Raw genomic sequence first — 22320 nt, forward strand, 5'->3', positions numbered from 1 at the left:
TCCGGTGCGCAGGCGGGGGTTACTTCTTGGTGCGGGCATCGCCGGGTTCGAGTCCCGGACGGCCGCGCGTGCGCGCGCGGCCGGTGGCCCGGGTCCCCTCCGCCGAGGCGCGGGCCGCACCGGCCCGCGTGATCTCGGACGCCCCGCGCCGCGGCGTGCCTCCCCGCAGGAGGACGTTCCCATGGCCCGCTTCAACATCCGCCGCGCCGCCGCCCCGGCCGCCACCGGCCCGACCTCGCCCGTGACCAGCACCGGGCGGACCGTCCGCAACCACAACGGCGGGACGGGCCACCTGCGCGACGAGAAGTCCGAACTCTTCCTGCTCACCGTCGCCAACCTGGTCGGCCAGGACGCCTTCTACGAGCGCGGCGGCGCCCGCGACGACCGCTACACCGCACTCGTCCGCGAACTCGCCGTCCGCGACCCCGAGTGGACGCTCGACCTGCTGCGCTGGCTGCGCTACGGCGCCGCGATGCGCACCGCCTCGCTGGTCGGCGCCGCCGAGTTCACCCGCGCCCGGCTCGACGCGAAGCTCCCCGGGCACTCCCGCCAGGTGGTCGACGCGGTCCTCCAGCGTCCCGACGAGCCCGGCGAACTGCTCGCCTACTGGACGTCCCGGTACGGCCGCGCCCTGCCCAAGCCGCTCAAGCGCGGCGTCGCCGACGCCGCCGCCCGGCTGTACGACGCGCGCGCCCTGCTCAAGTACGACACCGCGAGCAAGGGCTACCGCTTCGGCGACGTCCTGGAGCTGACCCACCCGGCCCCGCACCGCGACAAGCCGTGGCAGGGCGAGCTGTTCCGCTACGCGCTGGCGCGCCGCCACCGCCCCGACGAGGCCGTCCCGCCCGCCGGGAACGCCGTGCTGACCGCCCACCGCGAGCTGGCGGACCTGCCCGTGGCCGAGCGCCGCGCGCTGGTCACCGGCCCGGGCGGCGCCGAACGCCTGGCCGCCGCCGGAATGACCTGGGAGGCGCTGGCCGGCTGGCTGCAGGGCCCGCTGGACGCCGCCGTCTGGGAGGCCGTCATCCCCTCGATGGGCCCGATGGCGCTGGTGCGCAACCTGCGCAACTTCGACCGGGCCGGCGTCTCGGACGAGGCGGCCGAGGCCGTCGCCCGCCGGATCGCCGACCGCGGCGAGGTCAGGCGCTCGCGCCAGTTCCCGTTCCGCTACCTCGCCGCGCACCGGAACGTGCCCTCGCTGCGCTGGGGGCACGCGTTGGAGCAGGCGCTGCGGCACTCGCTGGAGAACGTGCCGGAACTGCCCGGGCGCACACTCGTCCTGGTCGACCGCTCCGGCTCGATGTTCGACCGGCCCAGCGCGCAGAGCGAGCTCAACCGGGCCGACACCGCCGCGGTCTTCGGCACCGCGATCGCCCTGCGGTCCGCCGCCGCCGACCTGGTCGAATTCGGCACCGGCAGCCGGGAGATCGGCCTCCGGCCGGGTGACTCGCTGCTCAAGGCGGTCGACCGCTTCGGCAACCTCGGCGGCACCAACACCGCCGAGGCCGTCCGCGCCCACTACCGGGGCCACGACCGGGTGGTGATCGTCACCGACGAACAGGCCTACGGCGACTTCCCGCACGATCCGCTGGAGTCCGTCCCCGCCCACGTCCCCTGCTACACCTGGAACCTGGCCGGCTACCGCACCGGCCACGCCCCCTCCGGCACCGGCAACCGCCACACCTTCGGCGGCCTGACCGACGCCGCGTTCCGCCTCGTCCCGCTGCTGGAGGCGGGGCAGGACGCGGCCTGGCCGTGGGAGCGGGACCGGCGGAGTTCGAAGCGGCACCCGGAGGTCCGGCCCTGACGGGTTCTCAGGTGGAGGAGAGCAGGAGCGGGAGGGGGAGGGGAGGGGCTGGAGGCGGGGCAGGACGCGGCCTGGCCGTGGGAGCGGGACCGGCGGAGTTCGAAGCGGCACCCGGAGGTCCGGCCCTGACGGGTTCTCAGGTGGAGGAGAGCAGGAGCGGGAGGGGGAGGGGAGGGGCTGGAGGCGGGGCAGGACGCGGCCTGGCCGTGGGAGCGGGACCGGCAGAGCTCGAAGCGGCACCCGAAGGTCCGGCCCTGACGGGTTCCTCCTGACGGAGGTCGGCCCCGGACCCTTCGCCGTGGGTCCGGGGCCGTGGTCCGGGAGCCCGCCGTCGTCCCTGGCGGTGGGCTCCCGGGGCTGGGGGGAGGGGTCAGCCGCGGGCGGCGAGGTCGCGGGCGGCGCGGGCGGCGGCGAGGGCGATGCGGTCCTCGTCGACGGTGGTGAGGCGGCCGTTCTCGACGACCGCGTTGCCGTTCACGAACAGGGTGGCCAGCGGCGGGAGCGCGCCGAGGACGAGCGCGGCGACCGGGTCGGCGATCGAGGAGTGCAGGACGCCGTCGACCTTCCACAGGGCCAGGTCGGCGAGCTTGCCGGCCTCGATCGAGCCGATCTCGCGCTGGCGGCCCAGCACCCGCGCGCCGCCCATGGTTCCCAGCCGCAGCGCCTGGCGCACCGTCAGGGCGTCGGGCCGGCCGTGCAGGCGGTTGACGAGGAGCGCGTTGCGCAGTTCGGTGCCCAGCTCGCCGGACTCGTTGGAGGCGGTGCCGTCCACGCCCAGGCCGACCGGCACGCCGGCCCGCAGCATGTCGGGCACGCGGGCGATCCCGGCCGCCAGGCGGGCGTTGGAGGACGGGCAGTGCGCCACGCCGGTGCCGGTCTCGGCGAACTTGGCGATGTCGGAGTCGTTCATGTGCACGCAGTGCGCCATCCAGACGTCCTCGCCGAGCCAGCCCGTCGACTCGAAGTAGTCGGTCGGGCCCATCCCGAACAGCTGCTTGCAGAACTCCTCCTCCTCGGCGGTCTCCGAGCCGTGGGTGTGCAGCCGCACGCCCTTGCGACGGGCCAACTCGGCCGACTGCCGCATCAGTTCGGTGGAGACCGAGAACGGCGAGCAGGGCGCGATCGCGACCTGGAGCATCGAGCCGAACGAGGCGTCGTGCCACTTGTCGACGGCGCTCTCGGACGCGGCGAGGATCTCGTCGGTGTCCTCGACCGCGTGGTCCGGCGGCAGGCCGCCGTCCTTCTGGCTGCGGTCCATCGAGCCGCGCAGCGCGGTGAACCGCAGCCCCAGCTCCTGCACGCCGGCCACCGAGGCGCCGAGCACGTCGCCGCCGCCGCGCGGGAAGACGTAGTGGTGGTCGGAGGCGGTGGTGCAGCCCGACTTGAGCAGCGCGGCGGCGGAGCCCTGGGTGGCGGCGTGCACCAGGTCCTCGTCGATCCGGGCCCAGGTCGGGTAGAGCGCCACCAGCCAGTCGAACAGGATGTGGTCCTGGGCCAGTCCGCGGGTGATCCACTGGTAGAAGTGGTGGTGGGTGTTGACCAGCCCGGGGGTGAGCAGGTGCCCCTCGCCGTTGATCCGCCGCGCCACGTTGTCCAGCCAGGCGGGCGCGGGCCCGTCGCCGACCGACTCGATGGTGTTGCCGAGCAGCACCACGTGGCCGCGGGCGTACTCGGTGTCGCGGGCGTCGACGGTGGCGATCGCGACGTTCTCGATCACGATCCGCCGGTCGGCGGCTGGGGGCTGGACTGCCATGGGGGTACTCCTTGGAGGGAACGGCCGGCGGAGCCGACGTGGTGGAACAGCAGGTTGAGCAGCACCGCGGCCAGGCAGCCGGCCGAGATGCCGGAGTGCATCAGGGTGCGGACGGCCTCCGGGAACCCGTCGTAGAAGGTCGGTGCGGCGATCGGAACGATCCCCACCCCGAGCGAGACCGACACCAGGACGGTGTGCGAGGTGGACTCCATCCCGGCCTCCGCGAGGGTGCGGATGCCGGACGCCGCGACCGTGCCGAACAGCACGATCCCCGCGCCGCCGAGCACCGGTTGCGGCACCAGCGACACCAGCGCGCCGAGCACCGGGAACAGCCCCAGCAGCACCAGGATGCCGCCGCCCGCCGCGACCACGTACCGGCTGCGCACCCTGGTGAGCGCCACCAGTCCGATGTTCTGGGCGAACGCGCTGCACGCGAAGCCGTTGAACACCGGGCTGACCGCGGTGGCCAGGCCGTCCGCGCGCAGGCCCGCCGCCAGGGTCGGTTCGTCCGCCTCGCGGCCGACGATCCGTCCCAGCGCCAGCATGTCGGCGGTGGACTCGGTCATCGAGACCACCATGACGATGCACATCGACGCGATCGCCGCGGCGTCGAACCGCGGCCCGCCGAAGTGGAACGGCGAGGGCAGCGCGAACACCTGCGCGTCGCCGATCCCGGAGAAGTCGGCCAGGCCGAGCGGGAAGGCCGCGACGGTGCCGACCGCCAGGCCGATCAGCAGGGACATCTGCTGCCAGAAGCCCCGCAGCAGCCGGTTGCCCAGCACCACCGCGGCCAGCGTGAGCGCGGCCAGGCCGACCGCCTTCGGGGAGCCGTAGCCGGGCGCGCCCGGCGAGCCGCCGCGCGCCCAGTTGACCGCCACCGGCAGCAGGGACACCCCGATGAGGGTGATCACGGTGCCCTGCACGACCGGCGGGAAGAACCTGACCAGCCGGCAGAAGTACGGCGCCGCGAGGAAGCACAGGACCCCCGCGACGATCACCGCCCCGAAGACCACCGGGAGGGCGTCCTTCGGTCCCCCCTTACTTTCAATCGAGCCCTTCGCGATCGCCAGCATCGGGGCGACGCCGGCGAACGAAACGCCGTTGACGAACGGGAGCCGGGCCCCGATCCGCCAGACGCCGAGGGTCTGCAGCAGGGTGGCCAGCCCGGCGGTGAACAGGCTGGCCGATATCAGCAGGGCGAGTTCGCCGGGGGTCAGCCCGACGCCCGCGCCCACGATCAGCGGTGGAGCGACCACGCCGGCGTACATCGCGGCGACGTGCTGCAGCCCGGTGCCGAACAGCTTCGGCGGGGAGAGCACCTCGTCGACCGGGTGGGTGGGGGTGGAACCGTCGTCAGTGGTGGGGGTGGTGCGGAGTGCCATGGAAGTAGCCCCTTTGCTGCCCCAGGCTCTCGGCGCAACCCGGGCGCGGGAGAGAGGGTGTGGATCGGCCGGAGGGCGGGACGACGGTACGAGGGTCCCCACGGCCATCTCTCCGGCCCCCGGGACTGCCGCCGTGAGGGCGGGCACGGTCTCCGAACGGTGTGGGGGAGGAGAGTCGAGTGCGGTACTGCCGAAAGGAAGTGACGGAGCGTCAGGAGACCGGGATGACCGGGGTGACGCCCTCGCGGTGCACGGTGCCCTCGATCAGGCCGTACATCCGGTCGGCGGCGTAGTAGACCTCGTTGTCGTTCTTCAGTCCGAACGGCTCCAGGTCGACCAGGAAGTGGTGCTTGTTCGGCAGCTCCAGGCGGACCTCGTCCACCTCGGCGCGGCTGTTCAGCACCCGGGTGCCCATCGCGTGCAGGGTCTGCTGCAGCGAGTAGGAGTAGGTCTCGGCGAACGCCTCCAGCAGGTGGCGGCGCACCTGCTGGTACGAGCGGTTCCAGTTCGGCTCCGGCTCGCCGTCGCGGCCGTGGAAGCCGAACGCCCAACGGGCCGTCACCTGGGTGGCCAGGATGCGGTCGTACGCCTCCTGGAGGGTGGTGTACCCGTCCTTGATGTAGCCCCAGAACTCGGAGTTGGTGGTGTTCATCACCACCAGGTCCTTGAGCCCGGAGACCACCCGGAACCGGTCGCCGTCGTACACCACCTCGGTGGTGCGCACCTCCTGGCCCTTGCGGACGAAGGAGTGGCCGACCTCCTCCGAGCCGATGAACCGGGAGGACGAGTCGGGGGTCCTGATCCGCTCCCAGCCGTACTCCTCGATCCGGATCCGGGCGCTGTGCACCACGCCGCGCTCGGTGTCCTCGACGAAGTGCCGGGCGAGCCGGATGCCGAAGCCCTCGGCGGACTCGATGCCGTGCTCCTTGGCGTAGGCGTACACGGTGTTCTTGGTGGTGTCGGTGGGCAGGCAGTTGGCGTTCGAGCCGGTGAGGTGGACGTCCTCGAACTCGCCGCGCAGCGAGACCGAGACGTTCAGGTCCTTGATCTCGTGGCGGGTGGAATCGCGGTAGACCCGGACGATGCGGTTCTCCGCCTTGCCGTACTGGTTCTGACCGAGCACGTGGGCCATGAGGTGGCTCCTAGGGGTCCAGACGGTCTACCTAGCTTCCGCGGTAGACCGAGTAGCCGAACGGGTTGAGCAGCAACGGCACGTGGTAGTGGTGCTGCGCGGGCGCGACCGTGAAGACGATCGAGACCTCGGGGAAGAACGGCCGCTCGGCCGACCCCGCGTAGTACGCCGCGGTGTCGAAGAGCAGCCGGACGACCGAGCCCGCCTCCGCGGCCGGCAGGTCCCTGACCCGGCCGTCGGAGTCCGTGGCGGAGGTGCCGAGCACCTTCCAGCCACCCTCGGTGTGCAGTGCCAGCTCGACCGGGACGCCTTCGGCCGGGCGGCCGAGGCTGGTGTCGAGCACGTGCGTGGAGATGCCGGTCACGGGCGGGGAACCTCACTGATGGCAGTAAGTGACTGTCCGTCAATTCACTGACGAACGTCAAGCAGTTGATTGATGCGAATGTCGTTGATCTTCCGCAGCTCGCCCCGGACGACCTCCGCCTCGGTGGCGGCGTCGTGCGGGTACCGCTCGCGCAGCGCGGCGAGCATGCCGTCCGCGGTGCGGCCGGTGGCGCAGATCAGGAAGACGTGGCCGAACTTCGCCTCGTAGGCGGCGTTGGCCGTGCGCAACTCGTCCAGCACGGACGGGTCGACGCCCCGGACGCCGGCCTGTTCGCGCTCGGAGACGGCGTCCCCCGGCTTGGGGGCGCCGATCCGGGCGTGGCCGGCCATCGCGTCGCGCAGGTCGGCCGCGGAGAGCCCCGCCGTCGCCTTCGCGTTGGCGGCCCGCAGGTCCTCGCGGTCGTGCCAGGGGCGGGACGCCGCGACGGCGGCGGCCCAGGCGGGGCTGGAGCAGACCTCCAGCAGGATCTCCCTCAGCTCGGACGCGCCGGTGGCGGCCAGGGCCGAGAGGGCAGGGGGTGGCTGGGTCACGGGTGGACCTCCTGAGGGTTGGTGCCACCCGCACAAGCTAGATCGGCCGCAACAGGCCGTCAACACTTTGTTGAACTGTTTGTGGTGACGGCGCGCGGCGCCGGGTCCGCGGCCCGGCGCCGTGTGCGATCCGCCAAGGGCGGGGCCGGCCGGTCAGGCCTTCTCCTGCCGGTTCAGGTAGTTGTACACGGTGAACCGGCTGACCCCGAGCGCCGACGCGACGGTCTCCACCCCGTGGCGGACGGTGAACGCGCCGCGCTCCTCCAGCAGGGCGACCACCCGCTGCTTCTCCGCGCGGTCCAGCTCGGCCAGCGGCCGGCCGTCGAACTGCCGGGCCATCTCGGCCAGCAGCCGGTCCAGCGCGCTGCTCAGGTGTGGCAGCCGCACCGCGACGGCGGGCGTGCCGTCCCACTCCAGCACGACGTCCTCCGCGCGGGCCTCGGACGGTGCGACCGCGGTCGCGCCGACGGCGGCCAGCAGCGGCTCCAGGGCGGCGGCGAGCGGGTGGTCCAGGGCGTCGCTCACGGCTTATCCCCTCCTTCCGGTCCGGTCGGCGCGGCTCCTTCGGGCCCGCGGCCCCCCGGGGCGCCGGGCTCCTCGTCCAGCACGCTGACCTGGACCGAGATCCGGCTCGCCCCCGCCGCCAGGGTCTCCCGCAGCAGGCGGGTGACGGCGGCCAGGGCCTGCTCGGCGTCGCCCTCGGCGCTGGTGCCGAACGGCCCCACCGAGACGGCGAGCCCCGCCTCGTCCACCGCGCGGCGCGCGGCCTTGGCGTGCTCGGGGAACCCGTCCAGTTCGAACGGCTCTGTCGTGAACTCCACCATCAATCGCACCCGCTCAGCTTATCGACCCGGCCGCACTGGGGGATCGGACAGGACCGCCGGGCCGGACGGCCGGGCGTTCGGCTGCTTCAACAAATTGTTGCGGCGTTCTTGACAGCCTGAGCGGCGGCAGAGAAGCTTCCATCAAGCAGAATTCGACTTCCGGATCGTGGAAGTTGCCCGGTGAGAGAGCGATTGAGGTGAACGACGTGACCGCTGCCGCCCAGCACCGCTTCACGGTCAACCTGTCCATCCTGTTCGGCGAACTGCCCCTGCTGGAGCGGCCCGCCGCGGCCGCCGCGGCCGGCTTCACCGCCGCCGAACTCTGGTGGCCCTTCGGCGAGGAGCACACCCCCGGCCCGGACGAGACCGACGCCCTGGTGCGCGCCTTCGAGGCCGCCGGCGTCCGGCTCACCGGCCTCAACCTCCTCGACGACCTGACCCGCGGCGCCCGCGGCACGCTCTCCGTCCCCGCCGAGAGCGAGCGCTTCCGGGAGAACCTCCCGGTCGCCACCGCCCTCGCCGAACGCCTCGGCACCGGCGCGCTCAACGCCCTCTACGGCAACCGCGTCCCCGGCGCCGACCCGGCCGAACAGGACGCCCTCGCGCTGGAGAACCTCACCCTGGCCGCCCGCGCCGCGCACTCGATCGGCGCCGTCCTGCTGGTGGAGACCCTCAACCGGGCCGAGTCCCCCGACTACCCGCTGGTCACCGCCGCCGCCGCGGTCGACGTCGTCGACAAGGTCAACGCCGCCACCGGCCTCGGCAACGCCAAGTTCCTCTGCGACCTCTACCACCTGGCCCGCAACGGCGAGGACCCGGCCGCCGTCATCGACGCGCACGCCGACCGGATCGGCCACGTGCAGATCGCCGACACCCCCGGGCGCAACGAACCCGGCACCGGCGACCTCGACTTCGAGGCCCTGTTCGCCCGCCTCACCGCCGTCGGTTACCAGGGGCTCGTCGGCCTCGAGTACCGCCCGGCCGGCGGCGTCAGCGCCGAGAGCTTCGGCTGGCTGCCGCGCGAGCTGCGCGCCGCGCGCTGAGCGCCGAAGCCCTTCCCCCCGCACCGCACCCTCACAGCTAAGGACCCGCACGCGATGAGCCGCAAGATCGCCTTCATCGGCCTCGGCATCATGGGCAAGCCCATGGCCGTCAACCTGGTCAAGGCCGGCCACCACGTCACCGGCTACAACCTCACCCAGGAGCCCATCGACGCCCTGGTCGCCGCGGGCGGCCACGGCGCCGCCTCGATCGCCGAGGCCGTCGCCGACGCCGAGGTCGTCATCACCATGGTCCCCGCCGACCCGCAGGTCGAGCAGGCGGTCCTCGGCGAGGACGGCGTCCTGGCGCACGCCAGGCCCGGCGCCCTGGTCATCGACATGTCCAGCATCACCCCGCAGACCTCGATCAAGGTGGACGCCGCCGCGCGGGCCGCCGGCCTGCGCAGCCTGGACGCCCCCGTCTCCGGCGGCGAGGCCGGTGCGGTCGAGGCCGTGCTCTCCATCATGGTCGGCGGCGAGGCGGCCGACTTCGCCGAGGCAAAGCCGCTGTTCGACGCGCTCGGCACCACCGTCGTGCACGTCGGCCCGGCCGGTGCGGGCCAGACCGTCAAGGCCGCCAACCAGCTGATCGTCGCCGTCAACATCCAGGTGCTGGCCGAGGCCGTGGTCTTCCTGGAGAACGCGGGCGTCGACCTCGCCGCCGCGCTCGACGTGCTCGGCGGCGGGCTGGCCGGCTCCACCGTGCTGAACCGCAAGAAGGGCAACATGCTGGCCCGCGAGTTCGCCCCCGGCTTCCGGATCGACCTCCACCACAAGGACATGGGCATCGTCACCGACGCCGCCCGCGCCGTCGGCGCCGCGCTCCCGCTCGGCGCGGTCGCCGCCCAACTGGTCGCCTCCGCCCGCGCCAACGGCGACGGCTCCCTCGACCACTCGGCCCTGCTGCGCGGCGTCGAACGGCTCTCCGGCCGCGAGGTCAAGCAGTAACCACCAGGGGCTCGGGGAACGGCGAGCCCCGGTCTGCGGGCGGTTCACTGCCGTTGCGCGCATCTGCTTCTGGTTCTCTTGAAGACACGCAGCAGCATCGACCCGCCGTTCCCCGAGCCCCCGGCGGCGCTCACCCGAGCTGCCCGACAGTTCCTCCGCTCCCTCCCCCCGTGAAAGGCCCGGTCCCGTGCGAGGTCATGTGGTTGTCGCCCCCGACAAGTTCAAGGGGTCGCTGGAGGGCGCCGAGGTCGCCGCGCGGATCGCCGCCGGGATCCGGCGGACGGCGCCCGGGGTGGAGGTGCGCGAGCTGCCGGTGGCCGACGGCGGGGAGGGGACGCTGGCGGCGGCGCTCGCGGCGGGCTTCTCCCGGGTGGAGGTGAAGGTCGCCGGGCCGACCGGGCTGCCGGTGGTCGCGGGGCTGGCGGTGAAGGGGGAGACCGCCGTGGTGGAGCTGGCGCAGGCGTCCGGGCTGGCCCGGCTGCCGGGGGGCCGGACCGCGCCGCTCGCGGCGGGCTCGTACGGGGTCGGCCAGCTGGTCGCGAAGGCGCTCTCGCTGGGGGTGTCCCGGGTGGTGCTGGGCCTGGGGGGCAGTGCCTGCACCGACGGCGGCGCGGGCATGGTGCAGGCGCTGGGCGTCGAGCTGTACGACGCGGACGGCGCGCCGCTGCCGCCCGGCGGGCCGCGCTGCGCCGACTGGCCCGGGTCGACCCGGGCCCGCTCGCGGAGCGGCTGCGCGGGGTGGAGGTGGTCGTCGCCTGCGACGTGGACAACCCGCTGCTCGGCCCGCGCGGCGCGGCCGCCGTGTACGGCCCGCAGAAGGGCGCGGACGCCGCGGACCTGCTGGTGCTGGAGCAGGGGCTGACCCGCTGGGCGGACGCGGTGGCCGGGCTGACGGGCCGTGAGGTCCGGGACGCGGCGGGCGCGGGTGCGGCCGGCGGGGTCGGCTTCGCCGCGCTGGCACTGCTGGGCGCGCGGATGCGTCCGGGCATCGACCTGCTGCTGGAGCTGCTGGGCTTCGAGCGGGCGGTGCGCGGCGCCCGCCTGGTGGTGACCGGCGAGGGCTGCCTGGACGCGCAGACCCTGCACGGCAAGGCCCCGGCGGGGTGGCCGCGGCGGCGGCCCGGGCCGGGTGCCGGTGGCGGCGGTCGCCGGGCGGCTGGAGCTGGCCGAGCGGGAGTGGCGGGCGGCGGGCTTCGTCGAGGCGCTGGCGCTGGCCGACCTGGCGGGCGATCCGGCGGAGTCGATGGCCCGGGCGGGCGAGCTGGCCGAGCTGGCGGGGGAGCGGCTGGCGGCCCGGCTGCTGCGCTGACGGGCCGTCGCACTCTCGTACGTTCACACATTGACGTTTTGTTGAAGGCGAGCCTAGGCTCCCAGCACTCCTTCGACCCACCCTCGCCCACACGACGCTCGGAGGTTCCCCCATGCCCATCGACGCCGAGGTGATCCGCTCCCGGCGGGTGGTCCTGCCGGACGGCGAACGCCCCGCCGACGTGCTGGTCCGGGCCGGAAGGATCGAGCGGGTCGCCCCGCACGGCACCCTGTCCGCCGACGGCCACCGGCTCACCGACCTCGGCGAGGCCGCGCTGCTGCCCGGCCTGGTCGACACCCACGTGCACGTCAACGAGCCCGGCCGCACCGACTGGGAGGGCTTCGCCTCCGCGACGAAGGCCGCCGCGGCCGGCGGCGTCACCACCCTCGTGGACATGCCGCTCAACTCGGTCCCGCCGACCACCACGGTCGAGGGGCTCGACGCCAAGCGGAGGACCGCCGAGGGCCAGACCTGGGTCGATCTGGGCTTCTGGGGCGGCGCCGTCCCCGGCAACACCGACCAGCTCGAACCCCTGCACCGGGAGGGCGTGTTCGGCTTCAAGTCGTTCCTCGCCCCGTCCGGGGTGGACGAGTTCCCGCACCTGGCCACCCCCGCCGACCTGGAGGCCGCGCTCGCCGAGCAGGCCCGGATCGGCGCCCTGGCGATCATCCACGCCGAGGACCCGGCCGTGCTGGACGCCGCCCCGCACGTCCCCGGCGCCCACTACCGCGACTTCCTGGCCTCCCGCCCGGACGACGCCGAGGCCGCCGCGGTCGCCGCCCTGCTGGCCGCCGCCCGCCGCACCGGCGCCCGGGTGCACGTCCTGCACGTCTCCTCCGCCGCCGTGCTGCCGCTGCTGCGCCGCGCCCGGGCGGACGGCGTCGAGGTCACCGCCGAGACCTGCCCGCACTACCTGACCCTGGCCGCCGAGGAGGTCCCCGACGGGGACACCGCCTTCAAGTGCTGCCCGCCGATCCGCGACGAGTCCAACCGCGACCTGCTCTGGCAGGCCCTCGCGGACGGCGAGTTCGCCGCCGTGGTCTCCGACCACTCGCCCTCCACCCCCGACCTCAAACTCCTGCGCCGGCACGGCGGCAGCGGCGACTTCGCCGCCGCCTGGGGCGGCATCGCCTCCCTCCAGCTGGGCCTGCCCGCCGTCTGGACCGAGGCCCGCCGGCGCGGCCACACCCTGGCCGACGTGGTCCGCTGGATGTCCGCCGGACCGGCCGCCCTGGTCGGCCTGACCGGCACCAAGGGCGCCATCGCGCCCGGGTGCGACGCCGACCTGGTGGCCTTCGACCCGGACGGCGAGCTGACCGTCCGCGCCGAACGCCTCCACCACAAGAACCCGGTCACCCCGTACGCGGGCCGCACCCTCACCGGGCTGGTCCGGCGCACCTGGCTGCGCGGGCGGCCCGTCGACCCCGACGGCGCCCCGCACGGCCGGCAGATCGTCCGACCCTGACACCGTAGACACCGCAACGCTCAAAGAAGGAGCACCAGTTGAGTACTGACCTGACCGCGGGCGCGCCGTTCACCGAACTGGTCGACCTGGCCTCCCGGCTGCTGGGCGCGGGCGTGGTCGCCACCAACGAGGACACCTTCGCCGACGCCGAGAACCTGCTGGTCGCCGCACCCGCCGAGTTCCGCCCGCACACCTTCGGCCACAAGGGCCAGATCATGGACGGCTGGGAGTCCCGCCGCCGCCGCGGCGCCAGCGCCGAACAGCCGCACCCCACCGAGGACGACCACGACTGGGCGGTGGTCCGGCTCGGCGCCGCGGGCCGGATCCGCGGCGTGGTCGTCGACACCGCGCACTTCACCGGCAACTACCCGGAGACCGCGTCCGTCCAGGCCGCGTCCGTCCCCGGCCACCCCTCGCCGGAGGAGCTCGCCGCCGCCGAGTGGACCGACCTCGTCCCGCGCACCGCCCTCAAGGGCGACACCGCGCACGCCTTCCCGGTCGACGACCCCACCCGCTGGACCCACGTCCGCCTCAACATCTGGCCGGACGGCGGCGTCGCCCGGCTGCGGGTGCACGGCGAGGTGCTGCCCGACCCGCGCGACCTGGCCGGCCTCACCTTCGACCTGGCCGCCCAGGAGCACGGCGGCGTCGCCGAGGCCGCCTCGGACCGCTACTTCTCCTCCCCGCACAACCTGAACGCTCCCGGCCGCGCCACCGTCATGGGCGACGGCTGGGAGACCCGGCGTCGGCGCGACAAGGCCAACGACTGGGTGCGAGTGGCCCTGGCCGGGGGCGGCGAGGTGCTGGCGGCGGAGGTGGACACCTCCTGCTTCGTCGCCAACGCCCCCGGCTGGGCCGAACTCGTCGGCACCGACGGCGAGACGGAGACCGTCCTGCTGCCGCGCACCCGCCTGCAGCCCGACACCCGCCACCGCTACCGCCTCCCCGCGGGCACCCCCGTCACCCACGTCCGGATCAACGTCTACCCGGACGGCGGCCTCGCCCGCCTGCGCCTCACCGGCCGCCTCACCCCCGCCGGCCAGGACGCCCTCGCGCTGCGCTGGTTCAACGCGCTCCCGCTGCCGGAGGCCCGCGAGGCGCTCGCCGCCGCCGGCCTGCCGACCGGCCTCGCCGAGGCCCGCCCGCTCACCGACGCGACGGCCGTCCGGCCGCTCTACGAGAGCTGAGCCGCGCGGCCCCGACCGAACCGGAAGCCGAGGCGCGCCACGGCAGTGCACCGCCAGCAGACCCGGGCTCGCCGTTGCCCGAGCCCCCGGTCCGTCCCCCCGATCGCCGAACACAAGGACCACCTGTGCCCAGAACCCTCACCACCGAGTCCGGCGCGCCCGTCGCCGACAACCAGAACAGCGCCTCGGCCGGCGAGTACGGCCCGCTGCTGCTACAGGACCAGCACCTGCTGGAGAAGCTGGCCCGGTTCAACCGGGAGCGCATCCCGGAGCGGGTGGTGCACGCCCGCGGGTCGGGTGCGTACGGGTACTTCGAGGTGACCGACGAGGTCTCGCAGTACACCCGGGCCGCGTTCCTCTCGCGGGTCGGCAAGCGCACCGAGCTGTTCCTGCGCTTCTCCACCGTCGCGGGCGCGCTGGGCTCGACCGACGCGGTGCGCGACCCGCGCGGCTTCGCCGTCAAGTTCTACACCGAGCAGGGCAACTACGACCTGGTCGGCAACAACACCCCGGTGTTCTTCATCAAGGACCCGCTGAAGTTCCCGGACTTCATCCACTCGCAGAAGCGCGACCCGTACACCGGCGTCCAGGAGGCCGACAACGTCTGGGACTTCTGGGCGCACTCGCCGGCCTCCACGCACCAGATCACCTGGCTGTTCGGCGACCGCGGCATCCCGGCCTCGTACCGGCACATGAACGGCTACGGCTCGCACACCTACCAGTGGGTCAACGCCGAGGGCCGGGCGCACTGGGTGAAGTACCACTTCAAGACCAACCAGGGCGTCCGCTCGCTGGACGCCGCCCAGGCCGCCGGGACCGCGGGCGGGGACGCCGACAGCCACCAGCGGGACCTGCACCAGGCGATCGAGCGCGGGGTGTTCCCGTCCTGGACGCTGTACGTGCAGCTGATGCCGGTGGAGGACGCCGCGGACTACCGGTTCAACCCGTTCGACCTGACCAAGGTGTGGCCGCACGCCGACCACCCGCTGGTCAAGGTCGGCCGGCTGGTGCTCAACCGCAACCCGGAGAACGTGTTCGCCGAGGTCGAGCAGGCCGCGTTCTCGCCGAACAACTTCGTGCCCGGCATCGGCCCCTCGCCCGACCGGATGCTCCAGGGCCGCCTGTTCGCGTACGCCGACGCTCAGCGCTACCGGCTCGGCGTCAACCACACCCAGCTGCCGGTGAACGCCCCCCGGGCGACCGCGGCCGCCAACCACGGGCAGGACGGCCTCGGCGCGCTGAACCCCAACGGCCGGAACAAGAACTACGAGCCCAACTCGTACGGCGGCCCGGTGCAGAGCGACGAGCCGCTGCACGCCCCGCTGCCGGTCTCCGGCCACACCGGCACGTACGCCGCGCCGGCGCACGGCAAGGACGACGACTTCTTCCAGGCCGGCGAGCTGTACCGGCTGATGACGGACGCCGAGAAGTCCCGCCTGATCGCCAACCTGGCCGGCGCGCTGGCCCAGGTCGGCCGGGACGACGTGGTGGAGCGCAACCTCGCGCACTTCCACGCCGCCGACCCGGAGTACGGCGCCCGCCTGGCCGCCGCGGTCACCCGCCTCCGCGAGGCGGACGAGCACTGACGGCCGCCCGGCGCCGGGTGGAGGGCGCCCGCGCCCGCCCGGCGCCGCGCCCCGCCCCTCGGCGGCATATGCCTGTCAAGGGGACCGTGGTCCGCGGGGGCGAATATCCGGCCGGGGGCGGTGCGGAGCCGGTGGCCCGTCTACGCTGGACCGAAGCGGGACCGGCGGGAGCGGGGGGCTGGGTCATGTCCACGGTGCGCAGGGGACGGTGGGACGGTCTGCCCGGGGCGGGCGCGGGCGGCCCGTTCGGGGTGCTGCGGCGGGCGCTGCGGCTGCTGGAGGCGGTGGACCGCAGGCCGCAGGGGGCGACGGAGGCCGAGCTGGCCCGCGAGCTGACCCTGCCGGAGACCCAGGTCCGGCTGCTGGCCGAGGAGTTGGAGACCGAGGGCTACCTGGTCCGGCTGGAGGGCGGCTGGGCCCTCGGCGGCGCCTTCACCCTGCTGGGGACGCAGCAGCGGGAGCCGGTGGTGCGGGCCCGGCTGCACCACCGGCTGGAGGAGCTGCGCGACGAGCTGGGCGCGGCCGTGTACTTCAGCCGCTACCACGACGGCGAGCTCTCGGTGGAGGCGGTCTGCGCGGGCGAGGACGCCCCGGCCGTGCACGAGTGGGCGGACTTCCGGGCCACCGCGCACGCCTCCGCGATCGGCAAGTGCCTGCTCGCGCAACTCGACCACGACGCCCGGCTCGACCACCTCTCCCGGCACCCGGCCGCCCGGCTGACCGCCCGCACCATCACCGGGACCGACCGCCTGCTGCACCGGCTCGACCGGCAGCCCGCCACCGTCCCCGTGCTGGACCTGCAGGAGTACTCGATGGACACGGTGTGCGCGGCCGTCCCGGTCGTCGCCGGGAGCACCGTCGGCTGCCTGGCCACCTCACTGCCCGTCGCCCAGGCCCACCGGCTGCGCGAGGCCGCCGAGCTGCTGGCCGTCCGGGCGGCGCCGCTGATGCTGGCGATGGCGGTCTGACCCCGGATCAATCCACTTGTCGAACGGGCGTTCCGGCAGCAGGATGCGCGGAATGAGCCAGCTCCCGCACCGCCCCGCCGTCCGGCCCTACCGCCCCGCCGACCGGGCCGCCCTGTTCGACATCTGCGTGCGCACCGCCGAGAACGGCGGCGACTCCCGGCAGACCTACCCGGACCACGAACTGCTGCCCAACATCTTCGCCGCCCCGTACGCCGAGCTGGAACCCGACCTGGCGTTCGTGCTGGACGACGGCGGGCAGGCGGTCGGCTACGTGCTGGCGACCGCGGACACCCCGGCGTTCGTGCGCCGCTTCCGGGACGAGTGGCTGCCGACCCTCACCGACCGCTACCCGCCGCCGACCGGCGAACCGACCACCCCCGGCGAGGTGATGGTCCACCTGATGCACACCCCCGAGCGGATGGTGCTGCCGGAACTCGCCGACTACCCCGCCCACCTGCACATCGACCTGCTGCCCAGCCACCAGCGGGCCGGGCACGGACGGGAGTTGATGACCACGCTGCTGGCCGCGCTGGCCGCCAAGGGCGTCCCGCGGGTGCACCTGGGCATGGTCACCGCCAACACCGCCGCCCGCGCCTTCTACGACCGGCTCGGCTTCCACGTCATCCCCGTCCCCGACCCCGGCCCGCTCACCTACCTGGGCCGCCGCACCACCGGCTGAACACCCCCGCTGCGATCACGGCCCGCCGAGGCGGACCGAAGAGGCCCGGCGGCCGGATCGGGGGCGATCCGGCCGACGGGCCCGTTCCGTTCGACGTGTCCCCTCGGCCACCGGCGGGTCCCCCCGGGCGGCTTCGCACGTCGACCGCGAGGAGCCCCGAGCGGCCAGGGCCTCCGTCGCGGTGATCACGTTAGCGAGCCGCCGCCCCCCGGAGTTGGCGGTGCGTCCACACCGGGTTGGCGCTGCGTCCGCCCGGCCCCGGTCCGCGCCTGGTGGCGGTGCTCGCGCGGGGACATCCCGTAGGCGGCGCGGAAGGCCCGGCTGAAGTCGTCCGGGCGCGGGATGCCGCAGCGGACGGCCAGCACGTGGATGGGGGTGCCGTGCAGCGCGGGATCGGCGAGGTCGCGGTGGGCCCGCTCCAGGCGCCGGCGGCGGATCCAGGCGGCGAGCGGCTCCCCGTCGTTCCCCTCGGTGAACACCCGGTGCAGGTGGCTGAGCGAGACGTGGTGCGCCTCGGCGATCACCGCGGGCGTCAGCTCGGGGTCGTGCAGGTTGCGCTGGACGAAGGCCCGGACGTTCTGGACCAGGGCGCGCCCCCGGGTCTCCGGCGACAGGTGGTCCGAGGCCTCCAGCTCCTCGGCCAGCCAGGCCGACACCAGGTCGACCAGGATCGGCCCGAGCCGGTCCGCGCTGGCCGGGCCGAGCGTGTCGGCCTGCCGGTCCAGGTGGTGCAGGAAGTCCGCCACCAGCCGGGAGGTGCCCGAGCCGCCCGGGCGGCGGCCGAGCAGCCCGCGCAGCCGGTCCGGCGGCACCGGCAGCAGCGCGGACGGGAAGTCCAGGCCGAGCGCCCTGACCCGCGGCCGGCCCGGCCCGGCGGACCCGAAGGCCCGCAGGTCGTAGGGGCGGGAGCTGTCGAGCAGGCTGAACTCCCCGGGCCCGGAGGTGAAGCCGCTCCCGTCCGGCAGGGTCACGCCGAGCCCGCCGTCGAGCAGCAGGGTGATGTGGAAGACGGAGAGGTCGGATCCCCGCACCTGGGCGGCGCTGCGCCGGAAGCGGGTGGACGGGAAGGAGGTGCCGAGGAAGGTCACCGGTCCGAGCTCCAGCCGGCGCAGGTCGGCCGTGAAGTCGTCGACGTGCGGGGTGCTGGCCCGGCACTCCCTGGTCAGCGATATGAGCTCCCGCCAGCTCTCGAAACGCTCCTCCGAGTCGTTCTTCCCGCTCCGGTCCCCGTGCTCCGTCGTCGTGGTCATGCTCCGTCCACCTTCTCCTTCGTGCCGTACGGCCCCCCGACGGCGCGTCCAGCATTTCAGGCGGTCAGAGCGGGTGGACACCGGCCGTCCTGACGGGGCGTGGCACTCGGTCGCCGGGTTTCCGTTTTGCGCATATCGTCGCTTTCGTACCCCGGCCGGGGTGCGCGGACCGGCCCCCCGGGCGGGGGCGGCGGGCCGCGGAGCACGAGTGCGTGGAGCGGCATGGCGAGCACCGGGAGCCCCCCTGACCATCCGGACCGGCCGGGTGGCCCCGGCCGCTCCGACACCCCCGACCGGTCGGCCGACGCGGGCCGGGTGCTGGGCGTCTGGAAGAACTGGCTCACCCCGGTGGTGCTCAGCGCCCTGGTCGCCCTGGGCCTGTCCCTGCTCTACATGGGCAACATCCTGACCCCGCAGAAGCACCTCCACCACATGCCGATCGCCCTGGTCGACTCCGACACCGGCCCGGCGCTGCCCGGCCAGTCCCGCCCGCTCGGCGCGGAGATCACCGACCGGGTGGTGGCCGACAGCCCGCCCGGGGAGATCGACTGGCGGCGGGTCAGCCGGGAGGAGGCCCAGCGCCAGCTGTCCTCCGGCAAGGTCTACGGGGCCCTGGTGGTGCCGGAGGACTTCTCCCGCGCGGTGGCCGCGCTGACCACCGCCGACGCGCCCGCCCGGCCGAAGATCCAGGTGCTCACCAACCCCGGCATGGGCGGCCTCGGCTCCGGCATCGCAAGCCAGATCAACCAGAGCGCCGCGCAGAAGGCCTCGCAGGCGATCGGCGGGCAGCTGTCGGCCGCCGCCACCACGGAGACCGCCAAGGTGTTCCTCGCCGACCCGGTCGAGGTGTCCGTCGAGGTGGGCCACCCGATCGGCGAGCGCACCGGCGCCGGCCTCGGCGCGTTCTACTTCACCCTGCTGCTGCTCCTGGCCGGCTTCATGACCGCCAACATCGTGCACGCCGGACTCGACGTCTCGATGGGCTTCGCGGACGCCGAGATCGGCCCGTTCCACCTGCGCGAACCCACCCTGCGGATCAGCCGCACCCAGGTCCTGCTGGCCAAGATGGGCATGACCGCGGGCGTCTCGGTGGTCTCCGCCAGCCTGGTGATGCTCGCCTCGATCACCATCCTCGGCATGGAGGCCCCGCACGCCTGGCAGCTGTGGCTGTACGCCTACTGCGCCGTCACCACGGTCGGCCTCGGCGTGCTGGCGATCATCGCCGCGTTCGGCAACGTCGGACAGCTGATCGCGATGTTCGTGTTCATCGCCTTCGACCTGCCCGCCTCCGGCGCCACCGTGCCGCTGAGCGCCTCGCCCGGCTTCTACCGCTTCCTCGGCGTGTTCGAGCCGATGCGGCAGATGGTCGAAGCCGTCCGCTCGATCCTCTACTTCGACGCCCAGGCCGGCGCCGGACTCGTCCGCGGCTGGCTGATGCTCCCGCTGGGCGTCGTGGTCGCCCTGCTCTTCGGTTTCGGCATGACCCGCTACTACGACCGCCGGGGCCTGCGCTTCGAACCCGGCCACCGCTCCTGACCCACCCCGGGGCGCACGGACGGCCGGCCCGAACAGCGCGGCGCAGCGGGTCGGCAGGGCGGCAGGACAGCGCGAGGAGGGAACGGGAAGGCGGTACGGCCGGGTCGTCACCGGGGATCGTCGCGGGGAAGGGGCGCCTGCGGTGCGCGGCCCGGAGAACACGAACGGCAGGGAGCGCGCGCTCTCCTGCCGTTATCAAACTTATACCGCAAGGGGGGCCTTGCCGCAAGGGCCCCCCGATGCCGCACAATCGCTGATCTGAACCGGGGAACCCGCGCGAACAGCACAGACGGGGCAGACCGCGAGCAGCACGCGGACGGAGCGCGGCCCACCCGGCAGCGGATCGGAGCCACCACCCATGAACCAGCCGACGACCAGCGCCTTCGACCTGCCCGAGCGGCTCGCCGCCAAGGCGGACCCGGCCCTGATCGCCGCCGACGACCGGCACTTCGCCGAGGTCGCCGAGACCCTGCGGCGGGACACCGCGGAGCTGACCGCGCGCCTGGAGCAGGTGCGCCGCAGCCCCGGCGGGGCCGGACAGGCCGCGATGGACCGCGACAACGAGGTGCACCGGCTCTCCGCCCGGCTGCGCACCCTGAACCGCTTCGGCCACGACCTGTGCCTGGGCCGGATCGTCCACGCCGACGACCCCGAGCCGATCTACGTCGGCCGCCTCGGCCTGGCCGACGCCGACGGCCGCCGCCTGCTGGTCGACTGGCGCTCGCCCGCCGCCGAGCCGTTCTTCGCCGCCACCCACGCCAACCCGATGGGCCTGGCCAGCCGCCGCCGCTACCGCTGGCAGCGCGGCCGGGTCGGCGACTACTGGGACGAGGTGTTCACCGCCGACGGCCTGGAGGGCCACGCCGCGCTGGACGACCAGTCCGCGTTCATCGCCAGCCTGGGCAGCTCCCGCTCCGCGCGGATGCGCGACGTGCTGGCCACCATCCAGGCCGACCAGGACGCCATCATCCGGGCCGGCTCGCGCGGCGCCCTGGTCGTCGACGGCGGCCCCGGCACCGGCAAGACCGTCGTCGCCCTGCACCGCACCGCCCACCTGCTGTACTCCGACCCGCGCCTGGGCCACCGCAAGGGCCGCGTCCTGTTCGTCGGCCCGCACCAGCCCTACCTGGCGTACGTCTCCGACGTGCTGCCCAGCCTCGGTGAGGAGGGCGTGCAGACCTGCACCCTGCGCGACCTGCTGCCCGAGGGCGCCGCCGTCGCCCCCGAGCCCGACCCCGAGGTCGCCCGGCTCAAGGCCGCCGCCGGGATGGTGCACGCGATCGAGAAGGCCGTCGCCGTCTACGAGGAACCGCCCGCCGAGGGCCGCAAGCTCTCCACCGAGTGGTACGAGCTGTGGATCGACCCCCAGGACTGGGTCGAGGCCTTCGCCGCCCCCGGCCCCGGCGTCCCGCACAACGAGGCCCGGCAGCAGATCCTCGACGAGCTGATCACCATCCTGCTCGACAAGAACGCCGACTCCTTCGACGACGAGGACGGCATCTCGCCCGAGGTGCTGCGCCGCGAACTGCGCCGCGACCCCGAACTGCTCGGCGCGCTGCGCCGGGCCTGGCCGATCCTGGAACCCACCGACCTGGTCGGCGACCTGTGGACCGTCCCCGCCTACCTGCGGCTGTGCGCGCCCTGGCTCGACCGCGAGGAGGTCCGCGCCCTCCAGCGCACCGACCCGGCCGCCTGGACGCTCGCCGACCTGCCGCTGCTGGACGCCGCCCGCCGCCGCCTCGGCGACACCGACGCCGACCGCCGCCAGCGCGCCCACCGGGCCCGGCTGGCCACCGAGCGCGAGCTGATGGACGGCGTCGTCGACCACCTGCTGAACTCCGACGACGACGGTGAGGGCGCGGTCGCCATGCTGCGCGGCGCCGACCTGCGCGACGCGCTGATCGACCACACCGAGGCCGAGCCCGTCGACCCCGACCTGCTGGCCGGGCCGTTCGCCCACATCGTGGTCGACGAGGCGCAGGAACTCACCGACGCCGAGTGGCAGATGCTGATCGCCCGCTGCCCGTCCCGCTCCTTCACCATCGTCGGCGACCGCGCCCAGGCCCGGCACGGCTTCACCGAGTCGTGGACCGAACGCCTGGAGCGGGCCGGCCTGGACCGGGTCACCCTCACCTCGCTGACCGTCAACTACCGCACGCCGGAAGAGGTGATGGCCGAGGCCGAGCCGGTGATCCGGGCCGCGCTGCCCGACGCCAACGTCCCCACCTCGATCCGGCGCAGCGGCCTGCCCGTGCACCACGGCGTCCGCGCCGAACGCGACGCGCTGCTGGACGCCTGGCTGGCCGAGCACCCCGAGGGCACCGCCTGCGTGATCGGCGACCCGTCCCACCTCGGCCGGGGCCGGGTCCGCTCGCTCAGCCCCGAACTGGTCAAGGGCCTGGAGTTCGACCTGGTGGTGATCGTCGACCCGGACTCCTTCGGCGAGGGCATCGAGGGCGCCGTCGACCGGTACGTGGCGATGACCCGGGCCACCGGACAGCTGGCGGTCCTGCGGTAGCCCTCCGCGCGGGGGTGCGGC

19 protein-coding genes and 1 pseudogene are annotated in these 22320 nt (G+C 74.2%); 12 read left to right on the forward strand and 8 right to left on the reverse strand.

The genetic code is table 11. The features are described from left to right. Positions 1–181: 181 nt before the first annotated feature. A complete protein-coding gene (locus tag HUT16_RS29965; protein ID WP_176191168.1) occupies positions 182–1807 on the forward strand; it encodes a TROVE domain-containing protein in 1626 nt (541 codons plus the stop codon). Between the two features lie 370 nt (positions 1808–2177). Here the strand turns inward: HUT16_RS29965 and HUT16_RS29970 are convergent, their stop codons facing one another. The 7 genes from HUT16_RS29970 to HUT16_RS30000 form a co-directional block, all read right to left on the reverse strand. Further along, entirely contained in the window at positions 2178–3560 is a 1383-nt protein-coding gene (locus HUT16_RS29970; protein ID WP_176191169.1) for an 8-oxoguanine deaminase, read from the reverse strand. Next, positions 3521–4942, reverse strand: coding sequence for a nucleobase:cation symporter-2 family protein (locus tag HUT16_RS29975; protein WP_176191170.1), 1422 nt, complete (start codon positions 4940–4942; stop codon positions 3521–3523). The genes HUT16_RS29970 and HUT16_RS29975 overlap by 40 nt, the downstream gene beginning before the upstream one ends. Positions 4943–5153: 211 nt before the next feature. Further along, positions 5154–6074 (reverse strand): factor-independent urate hydroxylase, encoded by a 921-nt coding sequence (pucL, locus tag HUT16_RS29980; protein ID WP_176191171.1) that lies wholly within the window; start codon positions 6072–6074, stop codon positions 5154–5156. Between the two features lie 31 nt (positions 6075–6105). Then, positions 6106–6438 (reverse strand): hydroxyisourate hydrolase, encoded by a 333-nt coding sequence (gene uraH, locus HUT16_RS29985; protein ID WP_176191172.1) that lies wholly within the window; start codon positions 6436–6438, stop codon positions 6106–6108. Positions 6439–6482: 44 nt separating this feature from the next. Next, the gene (uraD, locus tag HUT16_RS29990; RefSeq protein ID WP_176191173.1) at positions 6483–6989 is read right to left on the reverse strand and encodes a 2-oxo-4-hydroxy-4-carboxy-5-ureidoimidazoline decarboxylase; all 507 of its coding nucleotides are present in this window, start codon (positions 6987–6989) and stop codon (positions 6483–6485) included. 153 nt (positions 6990–7142) lie between these two features. Then, positions 7143–7514: a helix-turn-helix domain-containing protein gene (locus tag HUT16_RS29995; RefSeq protein ID WP_176191174.1), complete on the reverse strand. Its 372-nt coding sequence runs from the start codon at positions 7512–7514 to the stop codon at positions 7143–7145. After that, positions 7511–7813 (reverse strand): thiamine-binding protein, encoded by a 303-nt coding sequence (locus tag HUT16_RS30000; RefSeq protein ID WP_176191175.1) that lies wholly within the window; start codon positions 7811–7813, stop codon positions 7511–7513. Before HUT16_RS30000 ends, HUT16_RS29995 begins: the two co-directional genes overlap by 4 nt. A gap of 197 nt (positions 7814–8010) precedes the next feature. Here HUT16_RS30000 and HUT16_RS30005 point away from each other — a divergent pair, with 197 nt between their 5' ends. The 9 genes and pseudogenes from HUT16_RS30005 to HUT16_RS30040 all read left to right on the forward strand — a co-directional run bounded on the left by HUT16_RS30005 (position 8011) and on the right by HUT16_RS30040 (position 16995). Continuing rightward, positions 8011–8856 (forward strand): TIM barrel protein, encoded by an 846-nt coding sequence (locus tag HUT16_RS30005; protein WP_176191176.1) that lies wholly within the window; start codon positions 8011–8013, stop codon positions 8854–8856. A 54-nt stretch (positions 8857–8910) separates the two neighbouring features. Continuing rightward, on the forward strand, positions 8911–9801 hold the full coding sequence (locus HUT16_RS30010; RefSeq protein ID WP_176191177.1) for a 2-hydroxy-3-oxopropionate reductase: 891 nt from the start codon (positions 8911–8913) through the stop codon (positions 9799–9801). Between the two features lie 199 nt (positions 9802–10000). Next, positions 10001–10845 (forward strand): annotated as a pseudogene (locus HUT16_RS30015) (glycerate kinase); the annotation flags it as partial. Positions 10846–10936: 91 nt separating this feature from the next. Next, a complete protein-coding gene (locus HUT16_RS39895; protein ID WP_368662754.1) occupies positions 10937–11110 on the forward strand; it encodes a hypothetical protein in 174 nt (57 codons plus the stop codon). Between the two features lie 112 nt (positions 11111–11222). Further along, positions 11223–12575 (forward strand): allantoinase AllB, encoded by a 1353-nt coding sequence (gene allB, locus HUT16_RS30020; protein WP_176191178.1) that lies wholly within the window; start codon positions 11223–11225, stop codon positions 12573–12575. A 38-nt stretch (positions 12576–12613) separates the two neighbouring features. Continuing rightward, a complete protein-coding gene (gene alc / locus HUT16_RS30025; protein ID WP_176191179.1) occupies positions 12614–13762 on the forward strand; it encodes an allantoicase in 1149 nt (382 codons plus the stop codon). A gap of 125 nt (positions 13763–13887) precedes the next feature. Continuing rightward, complete coding sequence (locus HUT16_RS30030) at positions 13888–15348, forward strand: catalase (protein ID WP_176191180.1); 1461 nt, start codon at positions 13888–13890, stop codon at positions 15346–15348. A 185-nt stretch (positions 15349–15533) separates the two neighbouring features. Then, on the forward strand, positions 15534–16316 hold the full coding sequence (locus HUT16_RS30035) for an IclR family transcriptional regulator (protein WP_176191181.1): 783 nt from the start codon (positions 15534–15536) through the stop codon (positions 16314–16316). 52 nt (positions 16317–16368) lie between these two features. Continuing rightward, the gene (locus HUT16_RS30040) at positions 16369–16995 is read left to right on the forward strand and encodes a GNAT family N-acetyltransferase (protein ID WP_176191182.1); all 627 of its coding nucleotides are present in this window, start codon (positions 16369–16371) and stop codon (positions 16993–16995) included. A 185-nt stretch (positions 16996–17180) separates the two neighbouring features. Here HUT16_RS30040 and HUT16_RS30045 read toward each other — a convergent pair whose 3' ends face one another. Continuing rightward, on the reverse strand, positions 17181–18245 hold the full coding sequence (locus HUT16_RS30045; protein ID WP_176191183.1) for a helix-turn-helix domain-containing protein: 1065 nt from the start codon (positions 18243–18245) through the stop codon (positions 17181–17183). Positions 18246–18467: 222 nt separating this feature from the next. Here HUT16_RS30045 and HUT16_RS30050 point away from each other — a divergent pair, with 222 nt between their 5' ends. Further along, positions 18468–19781 carry a DUF3533 domain-containing protein gene (locus HUT16_RS30050; protein ID WP_254898047.1) on the forward strand — a complete coding sequence of 438 codons (1314 nt, stop codon included), beginning with the start codon at positions 18468–18470 and terminating at the stop codon, positions 19779–19781. A gap of 358 nt (positions 19782–20139) precedes the next feature. Next, positions 20140–22299: an RNA polymerase recycling motor ATPase HelR gene (helR, locus tag HUT16_RS30055; RefSeq protein WP_176191184.1), complete on the forward strand. Its 2160-nt coding sequence runs from the start codon at positions 20140–20142 to the stop codon at positions 22297–22299. The last annotated feature ends 21 nt before the right edge of the window (positions 22300–22320 follow it).

Origin of the sequence: Kitasatospora sp. NA04385, assembly GCF_013364235.1 — a bacterium.
Lineage (GTDB): Bacteria > Actinomycetota > Actinomycetes > Streptomycetales > Streptomycetaceae > Kitasatospora.